Origin of the sequence: Bradyrhizobium sp. Gha (genome assembly GCF_900113735.1) — a bacterium.
Classification (GTDB): Bacteria; Pseudomonadota; Alphaproteobacteria; order Rhizobiales; family Xanthobacteraceae; genus Bradyrhizobium.
Genome location: NZ_FOQM01000027.1, coordinates 62,472 through 76,309 on the forward strand (window position 1 = coordinate 62,472; position 13,838 = coordinate 76,309).

The 13,838-nt window shown below is 60.2% G+C and carries 17 protein-coding genes; 7 read left to right on the plus strand and 10 right to left on the minus strand.

Annotation, left to right across the window (positions count from 1 at the left end):
• The first annotated feature begins 113 nt into the window (after positions 1–113).
• Entirely contained in the window at positions 114–1,928 is a 1,815-nt protein-coding gene (ftsH, locus tag BM222_RS27380) for an ATP-dependent zinc metalloprotease FtsH (RefSeq protein ID WP_244547266.1), read from the plus strand.
• A gap of 78 nt (positions 1,929–2,006) precedes the next feature.
• On the opposite strand, the gene BM222_RS27385 is transcribed toward ftsH, so the two are convergent.
• Positions 2,007–2,531, minus strand: coding sequence for a hypothetical protein (locus BM222_RS27385; protein WP_092234929.1), 525 nt, complete (start codon positions 2,529–2,531; stop codon positions 2,007–2,009).
• Between the two features lie 99 nt (positions 2,532–2,630).
• Positions 2,631–3,059, minus strand: coding sequence for a hypothetical protein (locus BM222_RS27390; RefSeq protein WP_143106059.1), 429 nt, complete (start codon positions 3,057–3,059; stop codon positions 2,631–2,633).
• A 469-nt stretch (positions 3,060–3,528) separates the two neighbouring features.
• On the opposite strand from BM222_RS27390, the gene BM222_RS43405 reads away from it, so the two are divergent.
• The gene (locus BM222_RS43405) at positions 3,529–3,675 is read left to right on the plus strand and encodes a hypothetical protein (RefSeq protein WP_502690927.1); all 147 of its coding nucleotides are present in this window, start codon (positions 3,529–3,531) and stop codon (positions 3,673–3,675) included.
• Positions 3,676–4,009: 334 nt separating this feature from the next.
• Positions 4,010–4,240 (plus strand): hypothetical protein, encoded by a 231-nt coding sequence (locus BM222_RS40300; protein ID WP_143106060.1) that lies wholly within the window; start codon positions 4,010–4,012, stop codon positions 4,238–4,240.
• A 281-nt stretch (positions 4,241–4,521) separates the two neighbouring features.
• Here the strand turns inward: BM222_RS40300 and BM222_RS27405 are convergent, their stop codons facing one another.
• Positions 4,522–4,998, minus strand: coding sequence for a hypothetical protein (locus BM222_RS27405; protein WP_092234939.1), 477 nt, complete (start codon positions 4,996–4,998; stop codon positions 4,522–4,524).
• Positions 4,999–5,171: 173 nt separating this feature from the next.
• Here BM222_RS27405 and BM222_RS27410 point away from each other — a divergent pair, with 173 nt between their 5' ends.
• The 4 genes from BM222_RS27410 (at position 5,172) to BM222_RS41350 (ending at position 6,536) form a co-directional block, all read left to right on the plus strand.
• Entirely contained in the window at positions 5,172–5,630 is a 459-nt protein-coding gene (locus BM222_RS27410) for a nitroreductase family protein (RefSeq protein WP_143106061.1), read from the plus strand.
• A 201-nt stretch (positions 5,631–5,831) separates the two neighbouring features.
• Entirely contained in the window at positions 5,832–6,053 is a 222-nt protein-coding gene (locus BM222_RS27415) for a hypothetical protein (protein WP_092235083.1), read from the plus strand.
• Positions 6,054–6,079: 26 nt separating this feature from the next.
• The gene (locus BM222_RS27420) at positions 6,080–6,313 is read left to right on the plus strand and encodes a hypothetical protein (RefSeq protein ID WP_092234945.1); all 234 of its coding nucleotides are present in this window, start codon (positions 6,080–6,082) and stop codon (positions 6,311–6,313) included.
• 64 nt (positions 6,314–6,377) lie between these two features.
• A complete protein-coding gene (locus BM222_RS41350; RefSeq protein WP_177243498.1) occupies positions 6,378–6,536 on the plus strand; it encodes a hypothetical protein in 159 nt (52 codons plus the stop codon).
• A 430-nt stretch (positions 6,537–6,966) separates the two neighbouring features.
• Here BM222_RS41350 and BM222_RS43080 read toward each other — a convergent pair whose 3' ends face one another.
• Genes BM222_RS43080 through BM222_RS27460 form a run of 7 tightly spaced genes read right to left on the minus strand, consistent with a single transcriptional unit; the run spans position 6,967 to position 13,831 of the window.
• Positions 6,967–7,371, minus strand: a complete 405-nt coding sequence (locus tag BM222_RS43080) for a pyocin activator PrtN family protein (protein WP_349509874.1) — start codon at positions 7,369–7,371, stop codon at positions 6,967–6,969.
• A 35-nt stretch (positions 7,372–7,406) separates the two neighbouring features.
• A complete protein-coding gene (locus tag BM222_RS27435) occupies positions 7,407–8,117 on the minus strand; it encodes an SDR family NAD(P)-dependent oxidoreductase (protein WP_092234950.1) in 711 nt (236 codons plus the stop codon).
• A gap of 55 nt (positions 8,118–8,172) precedes the next feature.
• A complete protein-coding gene (locus tag BM222_RS27440) occupies positions 8,173–8,955 on the minus strand; it encodes a 3-hydroxybutyrate dehydrogenase (protein WP_092234953.1) in 783 nt (260 codons plus the stop codon).
• 48 nt (positions 8,956–9,003) lie between these two features.
• On the minus strand, positions 9,004–10,611 hold the full coding sequence (locus tag BM222_RS27445; protein WP_092234956.1) for an MDR family MFS transporter: 1,608 nt from the start codon (positions 10,609–10,611) through the stop codon (positions 9,004–9,006).
• A 35-nt stretch (positions 10,612–10,646) separates the two neighbouring features.
• Positions 10,647–11,795 (minus strand): HlyD family secretion protein, encoded by a 1,149-nt coding sequence (locus tag BM222_RS27450; RefSeq protein ID WP_092234959.1) that lies wholly within the window; start codon positions 11,793–11,795, stop codon positions 10,647–10,649.
• 33 nt (positions 11,796–11,828) lie between these two features.
• Positions 11,829–13,004, minus strand: coding sequence for a patatin-like phospholipase family protein (locus tag BM222_RS27455; RefSeq protein WP_092234962.1), 1,176 nt, complete (start codon positions 13,002–13,004; stop codon positions 11,829–11,831).
• A 32-nt stretch (positions 13,005–13,036) separates the two neighbouring features.
• On the minus strand, positions 13,037–13,831 hold the full coding sequence (locus BM222_RS27460) for an acetoacetate decarboxylase (RefSeq protein ID WP_092234965.1): 795 nt from the start codon (positions 13,829–13,831) through the stop codon (positions 13,037–13,039).
• Positions 13,832–13,838: the final 7 nt, after the last annotated feature.

The following is a 13,838-nucleotide window of genomic DNA, read 5'->3' on the forward strand; positions in this document are numbered from 1 at the left end:
GTGTTGACCTGAATCAAGCGCACCTCGTTCACCTAAACTACCATCCTCGTTGATCGATCCGACGGGAGGTGCACGTGGATTCCAACCAGGTCTCGCGAAAGCAGACCACAATAATGGCAGTCATCTTCGCGGGGAGCATGCTGCTCGTCGTCCTGCAATTCATTGCGACCACCTACAATTCCATCGAATCCATTCCGTATAGTCAGTTCGAGCAGTTGCTGGCCCAGGACAAAGTCACGGAAGTTACTGTCGGTCCTGATACGATCCAGGGAAAACTCAAGGAGCCGCTTCCTGGCGGAAAGTCAGCCTTCGTGACGTCGCGAGTTGATATGGCTTTGGCCGAGAAGCTTTCGGCAAAAGGCGTCAGCGTGACGGGTATTCCGGGGGGCGGCCTGCTTCAGGGTTTGCTCTCCTGGATCTTCCCGGTCCTTGTCTTTGGCGTGATCTGGTACTGGGCTTGGGGCAGCATGGGCGGGCGCCAGGGCTTCGGCGGTTTGATGGCGATCGGGAAGTCGCGTGCCAAGGTCTATGTTGAGAAGGATATCAAAGTCACTTTCGCCGATGTCGCTGGCGTCGACGAGGCGAAATTCGAGCTACAGGAGGTCGTTTCGTTCCTGAGAGATCCCGCGAGCTATGGCCGATTGGGCGCGCATGTGCCCAAGGGAATCCTGCTGGTTGGGCCGCCGGGTACGGGCAAGACATTGCTTGCCCGCGCGGTGGCTGGCGAGGCGGGGGTCCCATTCTTCTCGATCTCAGGCTCGGAGTTCGTCGAAATGTTCGTCGGGGTGGGCGCGGCGCGCGTCCGAGACCTGTTCGAGCAGGCTCGCAAGGCCGCCCCTTGCATCATTTTCGTCGACGAGCTTGATGCACTCGGCCGCAGCCGCGGGCCGATGTCGTTCTCGAGCCATGACGAGAAGGAGCAGACCCTCAATCAGCTGCTGTCGGAGCTTGACGGTTTCGACCCGAGCGCCGGAGTCATCCTGCTGGCGGCTACCAATCGTCCCGAAATCCTCGATCCGGCGCTGATGCGGGCGGGGCGGTTCGACCGACAGGTTCTCGTCGACCGGCCTGACAAGATCGGACGTACAGCCATTCTCAAGGTGCACGTCGGCAAAATCCGCATGGACGAGGAGGTCGATCTCGACAAGGTGGCCGGCCTCACCGCCGGCTTCACGGGAGCTGATATCGCCAATCTCGTCAACGAGGCGGCGATCGCCGCGACCCGGCGAGGTGGCGACAAGGTCTCGTTCGGAGATTTCATCGCCGCAATAGAGCGTATCGTTGCGGGCGTCGAGAAGAAGAGCAGGGTCCTCCGCAAGGACGAGCGTCGCAGGGTGGCCTATCACGAGATGGGGCATGCTCTCGTGGCGGCAAGCCTGCCCGGCGTCGATCCGGTGCAGAAGGTTTCGATCATACCGCGCGGGATTGGTGCGCTCGGGTACACCATCCAGCGGCCGACCGAGGACCGGTTTTTGCTGACGACCGCGGAGCTGAAGAACCGTATTGCCGTGCTGATGGGCGGACGGGCCTCGGAGCATTTGAATTTCGATGGCGCCATATCGACAGGCGCAGCCGACGATCTTCAGCGCGCGACCGAAATCGCCATCGAGATGGTGACCAAATACGGCATGGACGAGGTGGTCGGGCAGCGCACCTACGCGCCCAAGCCTCAGCCATTTCTTGCGGCTCAGGATGCGGTCGTTGTCGCCGCGGAGGCCACCGGCCGAGAGATCGACCTCGCGGTGCGAAACCTGATCGATGAGGGTGATCGCCGCGCCCGCGATATACTCCAACGCCGGCGTGTCGATCTTGATGCCGGTGTTGAGCTCTTGATTGCCAATGAAACGGTGACCGCCGAGCAGTTTGCTCCCTTGGTCGCCAAGAGCGACGAAAAGAGCGACGAAAGAAATCAGCCGATTGCCGCGTGAGCGCGAGCCGGCCGTGTGCCCGGCACCGGGCGCGATTTTATGCGCCAGAGTGGGATTTGGATGCAGGCCGCCCGGGCGCTAGCCCACAGCGCGCATCAAGGGATCGCGAGGAGCATCCACCGGCTGCTGGCTGATCACGACGTCATGCCACAATTTGGCGATGCTTGCTTGGGTCTCTGGCGCGACGAAGCAGTGACCCTCGTTGTCGAAATCGCAGAAGCGTTGGCCTGCGTCTCCACGCAATTCTGTGAGAGCCGAACTGATAGCCCCCAGGCCCACCATCACCTGGTCGATGCTCTCCAGCTTGCTGTTGTGCAGCATATCCATCAGTCTGAAACTCCTGAGCGGCGGGTTCCCGAACGAGATACCGGGGTGTCTCAATTCGAACAAAACACTGAGTGCAACGGGCATTCCGCGCAGCCGGCCGAAGATGGCCGCTATATCCTCCTCACTGCAAATGGCAGGGCGGTTGGAATGGAGTTCTCGGGGAGCGGAGGCCTGAGGGGCGAGGCGAAGACCGACGATGACCTCGTGCTCGATCCAGCGTCGTACCTCGATCGGCGCGTTGCAGATCTGCTCCGCCGTCAATGTAATTCCGATCATGACGAGCTCCTATTTTTGCTCACCATAACCGCCAGATCGCAGCGGATGTTGATGTCCATCAAAAGGCTGTCGCTGTGAGAGCACCAATCGCCTGTGCTCTCAGACCGAGCGTGGGCCGATCTTGTTTCGCAAGCGCTGGCAGAAGTCATCTAGCAGCGTGTGAACATTCTCGAGATGGATTAAGTGCCGTTCCGCGTCTTGCCGTTGCGATGTACCTGGGACGAAGGAATCGCGGATGGATGCAGCTTGGACAACCTGCTGCCTGCTTGTTGCAACTTTGCTCTCAGCAAACTCAAGATGCTCGGCATCATTGCCTAGCTTGTCCAACTCGGCGACGAGCAGCGATGTTGTGGTGCTGCGTTGCTGCACCGTGAGCGCGGCATCTTTGAGAATACCTAGGTAGTGGTCCACGTTGGCCCGGGCGACATACCGGTGCATTGCGTGCTCCCCCGCTACGCGAAACTGTTCAATATTACCACTTGGAGAGGGGTTGCGGCGATATCCGGTTCCGCCGGCATTGCGGAACACGGTAGGTGTCTAATTACCAGCTTAGCGTGGTGCCTAAGTGAACATCCTGAGTTGTTGAGCTCGAGGGAAAGGAGCAGTTGGGACGCATGGAGTTGTCATGTCCCAAACTTTATTCCGTTGTCCCAACACGGGTATGAATGTCCAGCACTCTGCGGGGGAGGCATCCTCTGAAAAGAAGGATGGCGCCCTTGTGGTTGTGAATTGCCCGGCATGCGCGAGGATCCATCTCGTAAATGCCGCGACCGGCGAATTAGTGAGTGACGCCAGGCGACGATAGCAATTCAACCAGGCTTGATCTCGATCAAGCACGGCCATCCAAACCGGCTTAGCTTGTTTGTGCGTAGCTAACCCCACGGCTATGTCCCCCCAATAGTCGCCGAGGCGCCCCAAATCCTCGGCGGCTCCTCTTTTGTTGTTGCTGAGAGGGCCGGACCGCAGGATCGCACTCATGCACACTTACTATTTCGACATGAAGGACGGCGTTCCCGTTCGCGACAAAGCTGGCTTGGAATTAGCAAATGACGGCGCTGCGATTGCGCACAGTAAGCTTGGCGGACAAGGTCCGACAAGAAAAGCCCGCAGGGAATCCAGATCTAGGGATCGTCGTGATCGATGAAAGCGGTCGTGAGGTTCATCGCGAGCAGATTTACTGAAGTATCTGATGGGCATTGTTCGGCTTTATGACTTCTAGCGCTAACCGAAAGACCCTTTAAGCAGAACTGCGGCATCACGGAAGAATTCTGACCGTCAGTTGATCCCCTTCCGGAAAATTGGCGCTGCGCCAATGCTGTGCGCAAGTGGCACCAAGCTCGCCGCCGATCGGCAAATTGCGCAGCAGTCGACGCATTTGTCTTAGATCAAATTCGCGTCGTTTTCTGCGTCCTAGGATTTCAGCAGATCCAGGAAGTCATCAATCCTGGCGGAGCATCGCGGTCGCTGGGGAGGTTGGAATGACCATTCGCCGATTACTCCACAATCGCTCAGCACCGGCAGACGAGGTCCATCGACTGTATGTGGCTTACCGCAAGTCACTGCGCGGTCTCTGTCTGGTTGATCGCGGCGACCCTGTTTGCGAAATGGTCGCTAGTCGGATCATCGAGATTGCAGGAGCGGGGATTCGCGATCCGAAACGAATATCTCGAATGGCGATCGAGCAGTTTGATCCCGGTGCGATTGGGTAGGAGAGCAAGATGACGACTTTCGCTAGCGCATTGGCAAAAGCTCATGAAAAGAACATTGATCGCTATCATCGTTTGCTGAAGGGCGCGGCTTTCCGACGTCGAGCGCAATTACATTGAAAGCCGAATCTTGGCCGAACGTGCAGCTCTCCGGGCGCTCGGCGCTACTAATTGCCTCGCCTCGGCGGCGGCGGGCGGCGGCATGCCATCGCGAGAGACAGCATCCGTTTCTGATTTTGGCTCAACGGTGCAGCAGATATAGCGCTTCGCGGAGGCAGGCGACGCTAGTGCTTCCCTGGTGGCTCAAAGACTTGATTGCCGGCTGGACGCTGCTCAGTTGGAATACCAATGGTGATGAAGCCTCGCTCCATCGAGGCGTGGCAAGCGTTGCAGCCGTCGGTCAAGCCACGCATGGAAGCAGCAAACTTCTTGCTGTCGCCAACTGTAATGGCATCGGCGATCGATAACAGTGGTTCCTTCATCGTGGTGACGTTGCTCACCGGAATTCCCGGATAGAATATGGCCGCTTGGGCCAGGCTGTCAGTCAACCGTCGCAACTCAAAATTGGCCAGATCCCAATTCTTCGACTTGCCTGCATACCAGAGCTTTAAGTGCTGAACCTGCGCGGCGTTCATGGTTTCGACCAGACGAGGCACATACTTTGCGTTCGGCGAGGGCTGAAAATCCGGTTGTGCAATTGCGACAGACGTCATCGCTGTCGTCAATACCGCCACGATCGCGCGCCAATTTGGTAACTTCATTTGACCAATCCCGTTCAGTGAGGAAAGTCTATCTGGGTGTAAGCCAAGTCTGTTGCGTTGAATCAAAACCTCGATCGTCGGATCGGACGAGGCATCATAGCTTCGCGCCAGCTCAATTCTCGGCCTCCTGATTGGGTCTACTTTGGCCTCAGTTGTTGAAACGGGAGGCACCGATGTTGGCCAAAAACGAAATGGATACAACCAGCACATTTCGTAGCTGGCGCGCCATCCGCAGCTACGCACCTGAACTGCTTGAAAAGAACATCGTCCAGGAATTGATCGATGCCGCCATTCAGGCTCCGACTGCCCTCCACCTGGAGCCGTGGGCTTTTGCAGCGATCCAGGATAAGGAGCGCCTGCGACAATATTCGGACGGCGCAAAGACGTTGTTGCTGGAGCATCAGCAGGCGACGTCGTTCTTCCAGGGGCATGAGCCGCGTGCGTTGATGGCACGGGCGGTTAGGTTAGCGCGCAAAATCGTAGTTCAGGCGCTCGGGCAGCGAAACGCCAACACTGCGGGCCGCAGTTTGTCGTCACGCGGCGTGAATGCTGGCACAGCGCGGCGAGAGCTCCCAACATCACGAGACCACCACCGCAGGCCTCCTGTTTTGTTGGCGGGCGCGCTTCACTAACTAACGTCGCTGGCGACGACATCGCCTTCAGATGTCCCAAGTGCTGCACCGTGGAAGCGGGCGGCTCCGGCCCGCCGCTCACTCACCTGTCTCCCCGCAAGGTGGTCGCGACGCCGCCTAAGCCGGTTCGCGGAGGTTCCACCGGAACGCGCCTCTTTCCCGCGACGTGATGCGAAGGACAACGAGAGAGTGGAGGAGACCATGAAGCCCATCGTAGCGGTCGCGTGCGTGCTGGCGCTGGCCTCGATTTCGCCAGCGGAAGCGAAGGGCTGCATCAAGGGTGCCATCATCGGCGGCGTCGCCGGCCACATGGCTGGGCGCGGCAAGCTCGGGGCGTTAGCGGGATGTGCGATCGGGCACCATGAGGCCAACAAGAAGAACCCGAACGACTCGAACGCCCAAGCCCCGTCGCGTCAGAAGTAGCGGGCGGGACCACAGGGACGGAGAGGATGAAGATCCGCTCCCATTCCGAAAGCCACATCGTCGAGCTCGACGACGGCTCGCGCTGGCAGATCTTTCCGGGCGATCTCGACCTGACGCTCGACCGGAAGCCCGAGACCGAACTGACGCTGGTTGAAGCCGAGGACGAGGTTGCTACGCACGAACTGCTCGGCGGCAGGGGCACGGTGCGCGTGAGGCCGGCGGGCGAAAGCTGGCCGGCGAGGGACGTCAAGGACGCGTAAGGACGGCTGACGAACGCGGCTGCGGAGGACGCCGCGACCCGCATGGAAGCGGGCTGGAATGGCCATGGAAGACGAGAAGACCCGATTGCTCGCCGAAGCCCGGAAGTGCAGGCGCTTGGCAGCTTCCATCACGGATCCGGAGGTGATCCAGCGGCTTACTGCCTTGGCGGAAGAATACGAGCGCCGGGCCAATGCTTCGGATGTGAGGGACGAGAAGGATTGAGGCCCTCAGGCCTCTCCGGACCCCGAGAAGAGCGCCCTGGGCGCGCGGTGCTGGCGTCGGTGGATAGCTCGATCCGCGGCCCTTGAGGTGTATTGTTGAGCCAAGTCGAGCAGGCGCCGCTTGGTAAGCGGATCTTCTCCGCAAGATCGCGCGCGCTGCGCGAAGCCCTTGTAGAACTCTCCCACGACGCCACCCCCGCAACATCACTGAAAGCCTGATTTCAACGGCTGTACCCGAATAGGTCAAGAGCCGAGGAGATCGAGGACAATTTTCCGCGGCACTGCTGCACTCCGGGCCCGGATGCGGGGCCTGGTGCGGTCGCTCGAGTGCATCCCGAGAGAGGATGCACTGCAATCGAGCCTTTAAGTAATCAACCGCAATTTCTCTCGGCCGCCACCGGGCGCATGCTCACCGAATGGAGCGCCAGATCCTATTCAAGTGTCCGCGCACCGGCATGAACGTCCAGCACCGCTTGGAAGACGATCGGCCGGAGCCGCCCGCGGCAAACACTCACGTCCCCGTGCGGTGTCCGGCCTGCATGGCGCTGCACTTCGTCAACAGCAAGAAGTCGGCCCCTAGCCGTCAAGGCTGCCACTTCCTTTCTGGCGGCCTCTACTCTCGCATTATGGTAATTGGCCGGGTCCAGGAGGTGGATGCCCTTAGCGCATTTCTGGCTTGCTTCTATTCGCACCAGAGAGATTGCGAGTTCAGCCGCGCTGATCTTTTGTACTAGCTTAATGGAATTCAGGTGTGAAAGGTAATCCCGACACACGTCTTCAATCGGGATGATGGCCTTACCTCCGTACTGCGTCATCAAAAGGAATGCCGTGTTCATTGGGCCAAATTTCAACGCTCGTTATTCTATCTCTTCTAGCTTCCAGCGCTCTGTCCGCCATCGACGTGGAGGATCTCGCCGGTGGTGAAGCCCGCTCCTTCGAGGTACATCACCGCTTCGACAATTTCGCTCACTTCCCCCATCCGTCCGATCGGATGCAGCCTAGCCAGGAATTCATACATTTCAGGTGCATGCATTGGCGTTTTCGTCGCGCCCGGCGCCACGGCGTTGACGCGGATTCCTCGGCTTGCATATTCGACCGCGAGCGATTTCGTGGCCGCGTTCAGGCCGCCTTTCGTCAAAGCTGCCAAAACAGACGGTGCGCGGCTGTCGACGTTCTCGTCGAGACTGCTGGTGATCTGCACGATATGCCCGGCTCTACGCCTGAGCATTTCCGCGACAGCGCGTTGGGTGATGTGGAAAAAGCCGTTGAGATTGATCGCCAGGATGCTGGCATAATCTTTTGACGTATATTCGGTGAATGGCTTTCCGATGAAGATGCCGGCGTTGTTGATAAGGGTATCCACGCGGCCGAAGCGCTCGACCGCCTGCGATATGATGCGTTCCGCAGTGGCTGGATCGGTGATGTCCCCAGCTACGGCTGCGATTTCCGGATCAGACGAGGGCCTGATCGAGCGGGAATTTGCGACAACGCGAAAATCGCGATCGCGATAAGCCCTGACGAGGGCCTCACCGATACCCTGCGACGCGCCTGTGATGATCGCGACTTTCTGACTAGTACCCATGATAAGCCTCCATGTTAGATCGGACCGGCGGGCTGCGCCCGCCGCGTTTGTTCCGTTACTGCGCGGTCCAGCCGCCATCGACCGAGATTGCCGTGCCCGTGATCTGGTCTGCCGCTGGCGAACAGAGGAAGGCCACTGTGCCGCCAAGCTGTGAGGGAGAGACAAACTCAAGAGACGGCTGCTTCTCAGCCAAGATCTCCTCGGCCGCCTCCTTCTGGCTTATGTGTTTTTGGGTAGCGATATCGCTGATTTGCTTTTCCACTAGAGGCGTCCGCACCCAGCCTGGACAAACCGTATTGCAGGTGATGCCGCTGCCCGCGGTCTCCAGGCCGACCACCTTTGTTAGGCCTACCAGTCCATGCTTGGCTGCGACGTAGGCGGCCTTGTGGGTCGACGCGACCAGACCGTGCGTCGAAGCGATGTTGACGATCCGTCCCCAACGCTGCTTTTTCATCTGGGGCACCGCCGCGGCAATCCCGTGAAACGCGGCCGATAGATTGATGTCGAGAATTGCATTCCACTTGGATGTAGGAAATTCTTCGACGGGCGCGGTGAACTGGATACCGGCATTGTTGACCAGGATATCGAGACGGCCGAATGTCTCGATCGTTTTGGCGATCAATTCGCGCACGGCTTGTTCCTTTGACATATCGGCGCCATCGTAGATGACGCGCACGCCGTGCTCACGCTCGAGGCCGCTGCGGATCGTCTCGATTTCGCCCGGATCGCCGAAGCCGTTCAACACGAGGTCGGCGCCGAGCCCGGCCAATTCCTTGGCGATGCCGAGCCCGATGCCGCTGGTGGATCCGGTGACGATCGCGACTTTACTCTTCAACATGGTGAGTTCCTTTCGGTGCTGGAGAAATAAGATATATGCAGAAGGTGGTCAGTGGGCGCCGCCGGCATCGAAACGCTCCGGCCTTTTGAGCATCAGCGCCGCCGCCAGAGCGACGATCTGCGAGACTCCGAGCAGATAGAAGGTGTCGCTGAAGCCGAGGATGAAGGCCTGCTTCTGGATAATCCGGCCGATCGCGACATAGGCGTGATGAGCTGCATCGACGCGGTCGATCACGCCGTGGCTCATGAAATATTGCGTAAGCTGGTCGAGGCGTGTGCGGGTCGCTTGCTCGAACATCGATACCGACTGATTCAGAACGTTGGAATGATATTGCTCGCGCTTGGTCAGGAGTGTTTGAAGGGCAGCGATGCCGATTGCACCACCAAGGTTGCGCATCATGTTGAACAAGGCGGACGCAGATCCGGCGTTCTCGGCCTCGATTCCGGCGGTGGCGACCGCCGAGAGCGGCGCAAAGACGAGGGCTTGACCAAGAGCGCGGATGACATTCGGCCAGAAAAGCTGATCGGCCGCGTAGTCATTGGTCATGTAGATGTTCAGGAAGTTGGACCCTCCAAAGAGCACAAAGCCGACGCCGATGACGAGGCGTGGATCGAGCCGTTGCATCAGGCGAGGCACCAGCGGGATCAGCGCGAGCTGGGGCAGGCCGGTCCAGGCCAACACCATGCCGATCTGCTCCGAGTTGTAGCCTTGGATGCGCGACAGGTAGACCGGCAGGACATAGACGGACCCATACAGCGATACGCCGAGCAGGAAGTTCGCGAGCACGCCGAAGCCGAAATTGCGACGGAACAGGATCCGCAGGTTGAGCAGCGGCTTCCTCACCGTGAGCTCGATGACGACGAACAGCGTCAAAACGATCGCGGCGACGATGGCCAGCCGAACGATGAAGGGCGAGCCGAACCAATCGTCCTTGTTGCCTTCCTCCAGCACGGTCTGGAGCGCTGCGAGCCCGATCGCCATGGCGGCGATACCGACCCAATCGCCTTCGCGCAGGAGCCGCAACCGCATGGGCGTCGCTTCTAGCGAGGCGTAGAGCATCGTGATCATGATCGCGCCCGGCACGACGTTGACGTAGAAAACGTATTCCCAACCGAAGTTTTCGGTCAGGTAGCCCCCGATGGTCGGACCGATCGCCGGCGCGAACGTCGCGGAAATTGCGAACATCGCCAGCCCGATCGGCTGCTTGGGTTTCGGCAGCAGCGTGATGATCAGGGTGAACGCCATCGGAATCAGCACGCCGCCGGTAAAGCCCTGTACGGCGCGAAGTACGATCATCTGCGGCAAGTTCTGGGCGAGCGCGCAGGCCGCCGAAAACACCAGGAACAGGAAGGCATTGGTGAGCAGATAGATGCGGACCGAGAACACTTGGGCGAGCCAGCCGCTCAAGGGAATGACCACTATCTCGGCGATCAGATAGGAGGTCGAGATCCAGCCGCCGTCATCGATGCCCGCACCGATTCCACCCTGAATGTTAGCAAGGGAGGCGTTGACGATCTGGATATTGAGCACCGCCATGAAGGCACCCAGCGTGGCTCCGGTCACCGCGAGCCAGGTTTTTGCGGACACGACGGGAGCGGTGGCTGGCGGCCGCCCATCCGTTGGCGCGGCATCGATCGTGGTTCGCACTGTCGTCATGGCTGTCTGCTCGGGTGCGCAAGAGATCGGTTTTATCAGCCGCGGGGTTTGCCGCCGCGCGAGGCAAGCCGCTTCTCCGTGTCGCGCTCCGCGACAACGGCCGACTTGGTGTCGATGGTCGGCTCCGCCGACATGCCAGGGCGCAGGCTGCCCTTCAGGCTTTGGTCGTCGAGCATGATCTTCACGGGGACGCGCTGCACGATCTTGGTGAAGTTGCCGGTGGCGTTGTCCGGCGGCAGCAGGGCGAACTCCAGGCCGCTTGCCGGCGAGAGGCTGTCGACATGCCCCTTGAGCCTGGTTGAATGGAAGCTATCGACGCGCAGCTCAACCGGCTGGCCATTACGGACATGGGTGAGTTGGGTTTCCTTGAAGTTCGCGACGACATAGATCGCATCCAGCGGTACCACTGCCATGAGCTGTGTGCCGGCCTGCACATACTGGCCGACACGGAGCGTGCGGGCGCCGACCGTGCCGTCGACGGGAGCGGTGATTTGCGTATAAGACAGGTTCAGAGAAGCCTGGTGTTCGACCGCGCGGGCCCGATCGAGCTGTGCGACAGCCTGCGCGCGCTGGGTCGCGAGCACCTCGATCTTCTTGCTCGCCGCGAGCAATCCTGCCTTGCCTTGTTGCAGCTGGGCGGTCTGAGAGCGCAGCGCTGCATCGGTCTGCTGAGCCCGTTGGATTGTCCCTGAGCCGGACTTCATGAGCTCGTCGTAGCGGGCACGCTCCTGCTGCGCGAATTTCAGACCGGCTTCGGTCGCATCGACTTCGGCCGCTTGCTGTTGAATCAGCGGCTCCTGCAATTCGATTTGCGCGTCGATGTTCCTCACCGTAGCTTCGGCAGTGGCTACGTCAGCCTTGGCCTGGTTCAGCGCAGTCCTGAGATCGCGGGCGTCAATACGAGCCAGCAATTGGCCGGCTTTCACCGATTCGTTGTCGGTAACCAGGACTTCAGCGATGTAGCCGGATATTTTCGGTGCGATGATCGTGGAATCGGCTTTGACATAAGCGTCGTCCGTCGTTTCGAGGTAACGTCCGGCCGTGAGGTAGTAGTGGCCGTAGGCTGCAGCCCCCGCGACGCCGAGCGCAGCGGCGAACGCGAGCGCTGCGCGCCGGATCGCCTGGCGCGATGGAGCAAGGCGGATCTTGACCTTGTCTTCAGGAGCGTAAGAAGTTGTCGACATGGCTGTCTCCGAAGGCTTTGGGGGCTCTAGGTCTCAGTCGTGGCGATGCACGTCATGGGTGACGATGCCGAGCTCGGGCGCGGGCAGGTCCAGCCGCCGCGGCTCAGCCAAAGTGCGACGGATGTCGTCGAGGCCGCTTTGCCAATGCGCGCGCATCGCGCTCAGCCCGAACTCGTAATCCTTCGAGTGGCCCTCGTAGATCTTGGACTGGTAGATCAGATGAATGATGTTGTGGGAGCTGTGGCGGGCCAAATCCGCAATGGCGCGAATTTCCGGATCCCGCTTTGCGCTTTCCGGCAGTTTCTCCATCGTTCGCTGCAACGCCCGGCGCATCTGCTGCATCCGCAGCGCCTGATTTGTAATGGCGCGCGTTCGGCTCGAATACTGAATGTCCTTCTGGCGGCTCGACACCTCCATCATGTCGTGCGGGACACGTCCCTGCGCGGACCAGAGGTCAACTTGAAACGTCAGCGTCTCACCTGGCTCGCCGGACAGCACGCGGGAAAGCGGCGTATTCCAGGCGACGCCGCCGTCCCAGTAATGTTCGCCTTCGATGTCCACTGCCGGAAATGCCGGCGGCAAGGCACCGGAAGCCATGAAATGCTTCGGCCCCAGCCGGCGTTCGGCGGTGTCGAAATAGGTAAGGTTGCCCGTGCGCACGTTGACCGCGCCGACGCTGACGCGCACGTCCCCCGAGTTCAAGCGATCAAAATCGACGAGCCTTTCCAGCGTTCGGCTCAGCGGTGCCGTGTCGTAGTAGCTCGTCGCGGCTTCGCCCGAGAAAGGCGACCAGAACGGTGAGGGAAAGCGCGGCTTGAAGAAGCCCGGCTGCCCCTGGAACAAGGCCCGCATCGCGGCAAAAGCGTTGTTCAGTGAACGCATATCGAATGCGAAGGGCAGGGCATCGCCCGGTCCTTCGCCAGCAGGCCACCCCGCTGGACACGCGCAGACGGTCTCCCAGAACTCACGCAGCCGCTCCACCCGCTCGGCTTCTGGCGAGCCTGCGATAACGGCAGCATTGAGTGCTCCGATCGAAATGCCAGCAATCCAGTTCGGGCGGATGCCCGCCTCGTGCAGGCCCTCATAGACGCCGGCCTGATAGGCTCCCAGCGCTCCGCCTCCTTGCAAGACCAAGGCAACGACGTCGTAGGGCAAGGGCCTGGATTGCCCTGCCGCAGCACTCGTCTGCTCGCGCATCACATTCAACATGTTGCAAACTCCCGATATCGCGGCTGCTCCGGTCAGCGCGCGTTTGCTTCGATCAAGATTTCGGATCCGAGCCGTCGTGCAGTCTGGCTGGGTGCCAGATAGTCGTGGACGACGGAGCCAAGCCCGAGCGTCAGGTCCGCGACGAGGTGCTTGGCGGACAGCACCTGAAGAACCGGCAGCTCAGCGACGGGCGCCAAGGCATGCGAATGGAGGTCGAGCGCGGCCGGCCCGGTCCATGCGCCCTTCACGGTGATGTCTTCGAGGTGGTAGCGGACCAGCTCGCAGATGCGTGCCGAGCCGTCGACATGCGGGATAATCTTGAGCAGGAAATTCGGTGCGGTGAGCTTCCTTGCTTCGATCTCGGCGTCGAGGGCGCGATGCTTGTAGCCCATCGTGCCGGTCGCGATGCGCACCGAGCCATAGTTCAGGGTGCCGACCAGCGTATCGATCTCGACTGCAAGCTTCGGTTGGGCGAGCTTCTTCGGAAAACCCCACAGCTCGCGACCGCCCGCGATGGGAGGATGGTCGTTGAGGAACATCTGATGGGTAAAGCTGCCGGCCTGGCCCCTGTACGACACCGGGATGACCTGTCCGCTTTCGGTGTAGTGGCCGAAGCCGGTTGAATCAGGCATGCGGATGAATTCGTAATTCACCACGGGTTCGGCCAGCTCGAGCGGCTCCGGCACGATCCGGCGGAGCGCCTCAGGATCGGTGCGGTATTGGATGATGAAGTATTCGCGATTGACGAAACGATAAGGACCTGGAGGGAAGGCCGGGTTGGTGAGCGGCATCGCGAATGCCGTTGTGCGTACGGTGTCGTGTTTCATCGCATGA

Bases quoted from the DNA above. Each gene is read 5' to 3' on its own strand.
- BM222_RS27450 (WP_092234959.1), bottom strand. From the start codon at position 11,795: ATGTCGACAACTTCTTACGCTCCTGAAGACAAGGTCAAGATCCGCCTT.
- BM222_RS27440 (WP_092234953.1), bottom strand. From the start codon at position 8,955: ATGTTGAAGAGTAAAGTCGCGATCGTCACCGGATCCACCAGCGGCATC.
- ftsH (WP_244547266.1), top strand. From the start codon at position 114: ATGGCAGTCATCTTCGCGGGGAGCATGCTGCTCGTCGTCCTGCAATTC.
- BM222_RS27420 (WP_092234945.1), top strand. From the start codon at position 6,080: ATGAAGATCCGCTCCCATTCCGAAAGCCACATCGTCGAGCTCGACGAC.
- BM222_RS41350 (WP_177243498.1), top strand. From the start codon at position 6,378: ATGGAAGACGAGAAGACCCGATTGCTCGCCGAAGCCCGGAAGTGCAGG.
- BM222_RS27460 (WP_092234965.1), bottom strand. From the start codon at position 13,831: ATGAAACACGACACCGTACGCACAACGGCATTCGCGATGCCGCTCACC.
- BM222_RS43405 (WP_502690927.1), top strand. From the start codon at position 3,529: ATGAAGGACGGCGTTCCCGTTCGCGACAAAGCTGGCTTGGAATTAGCA.
- BM222_RS27385 (WP_092234929.1), bottom strand. From the start codon at position 2,531: ATGATCGGAATTACATTGACGGCGGAGCAGATCTGCAACGCGCCGATC.
- BM222_RS43080 (WP_349509874.1), bottom strand. From the start codon at position 7,371: ATGAACACGGCATTCCTTTTGATGACGCAGTACGGAGGTAAGGCCATC.
- BM222_RS27410 (WP_143106061.1), top strand. From the start codon at position 5,172: ATGTTGGCCAAAAACGAAATGGATACAACCAGCACATTTCGTAGCTGG.
- BM222_RS27415 (WP_092235083.1), top strand. From the start codon at position 5,832: ATGAAGCCCATCGTAGCGGTCGCGTGCGTGCTGGCGCTGGCCTCGATT.
- BM222_RS27455 (WP_092234962.1), bottom strand. From the start codon at position 13,004: ATGTTGAATGTGATGCGCGAGCAGACGAGTGCTGCGGCAGGGCAATCC.
- BM222_RS27405 (WP_092234939.1), bottom strand. From the start codon at position 4,998: ATGAAGTTACCAAATTGGCGCGCGATCGTGGCGGTATTGACGACAGCG.
- BM222_RS40300 (WP_143106060.1), top strand. From the start codon at position 4,010: ATGACCATTCGCCGATTACTCCACAATCGCTCAGCACCGGCAGACGAG.
- BM222_RS27435 (WP_092234950.1), bottom strand. From the start codon at position 8,117: ATGGGTACTAGTCAGAAAGTCGCGATCATCACAGGCGCGTCGCAGGGT.
- BM222_RS27445 (WP_092234956.1), bottom strand. From the start codon at position 10,611: ATGACGACAGTGCGAACCACGATCGATGCCGCGCCAACGGATGGGCGG.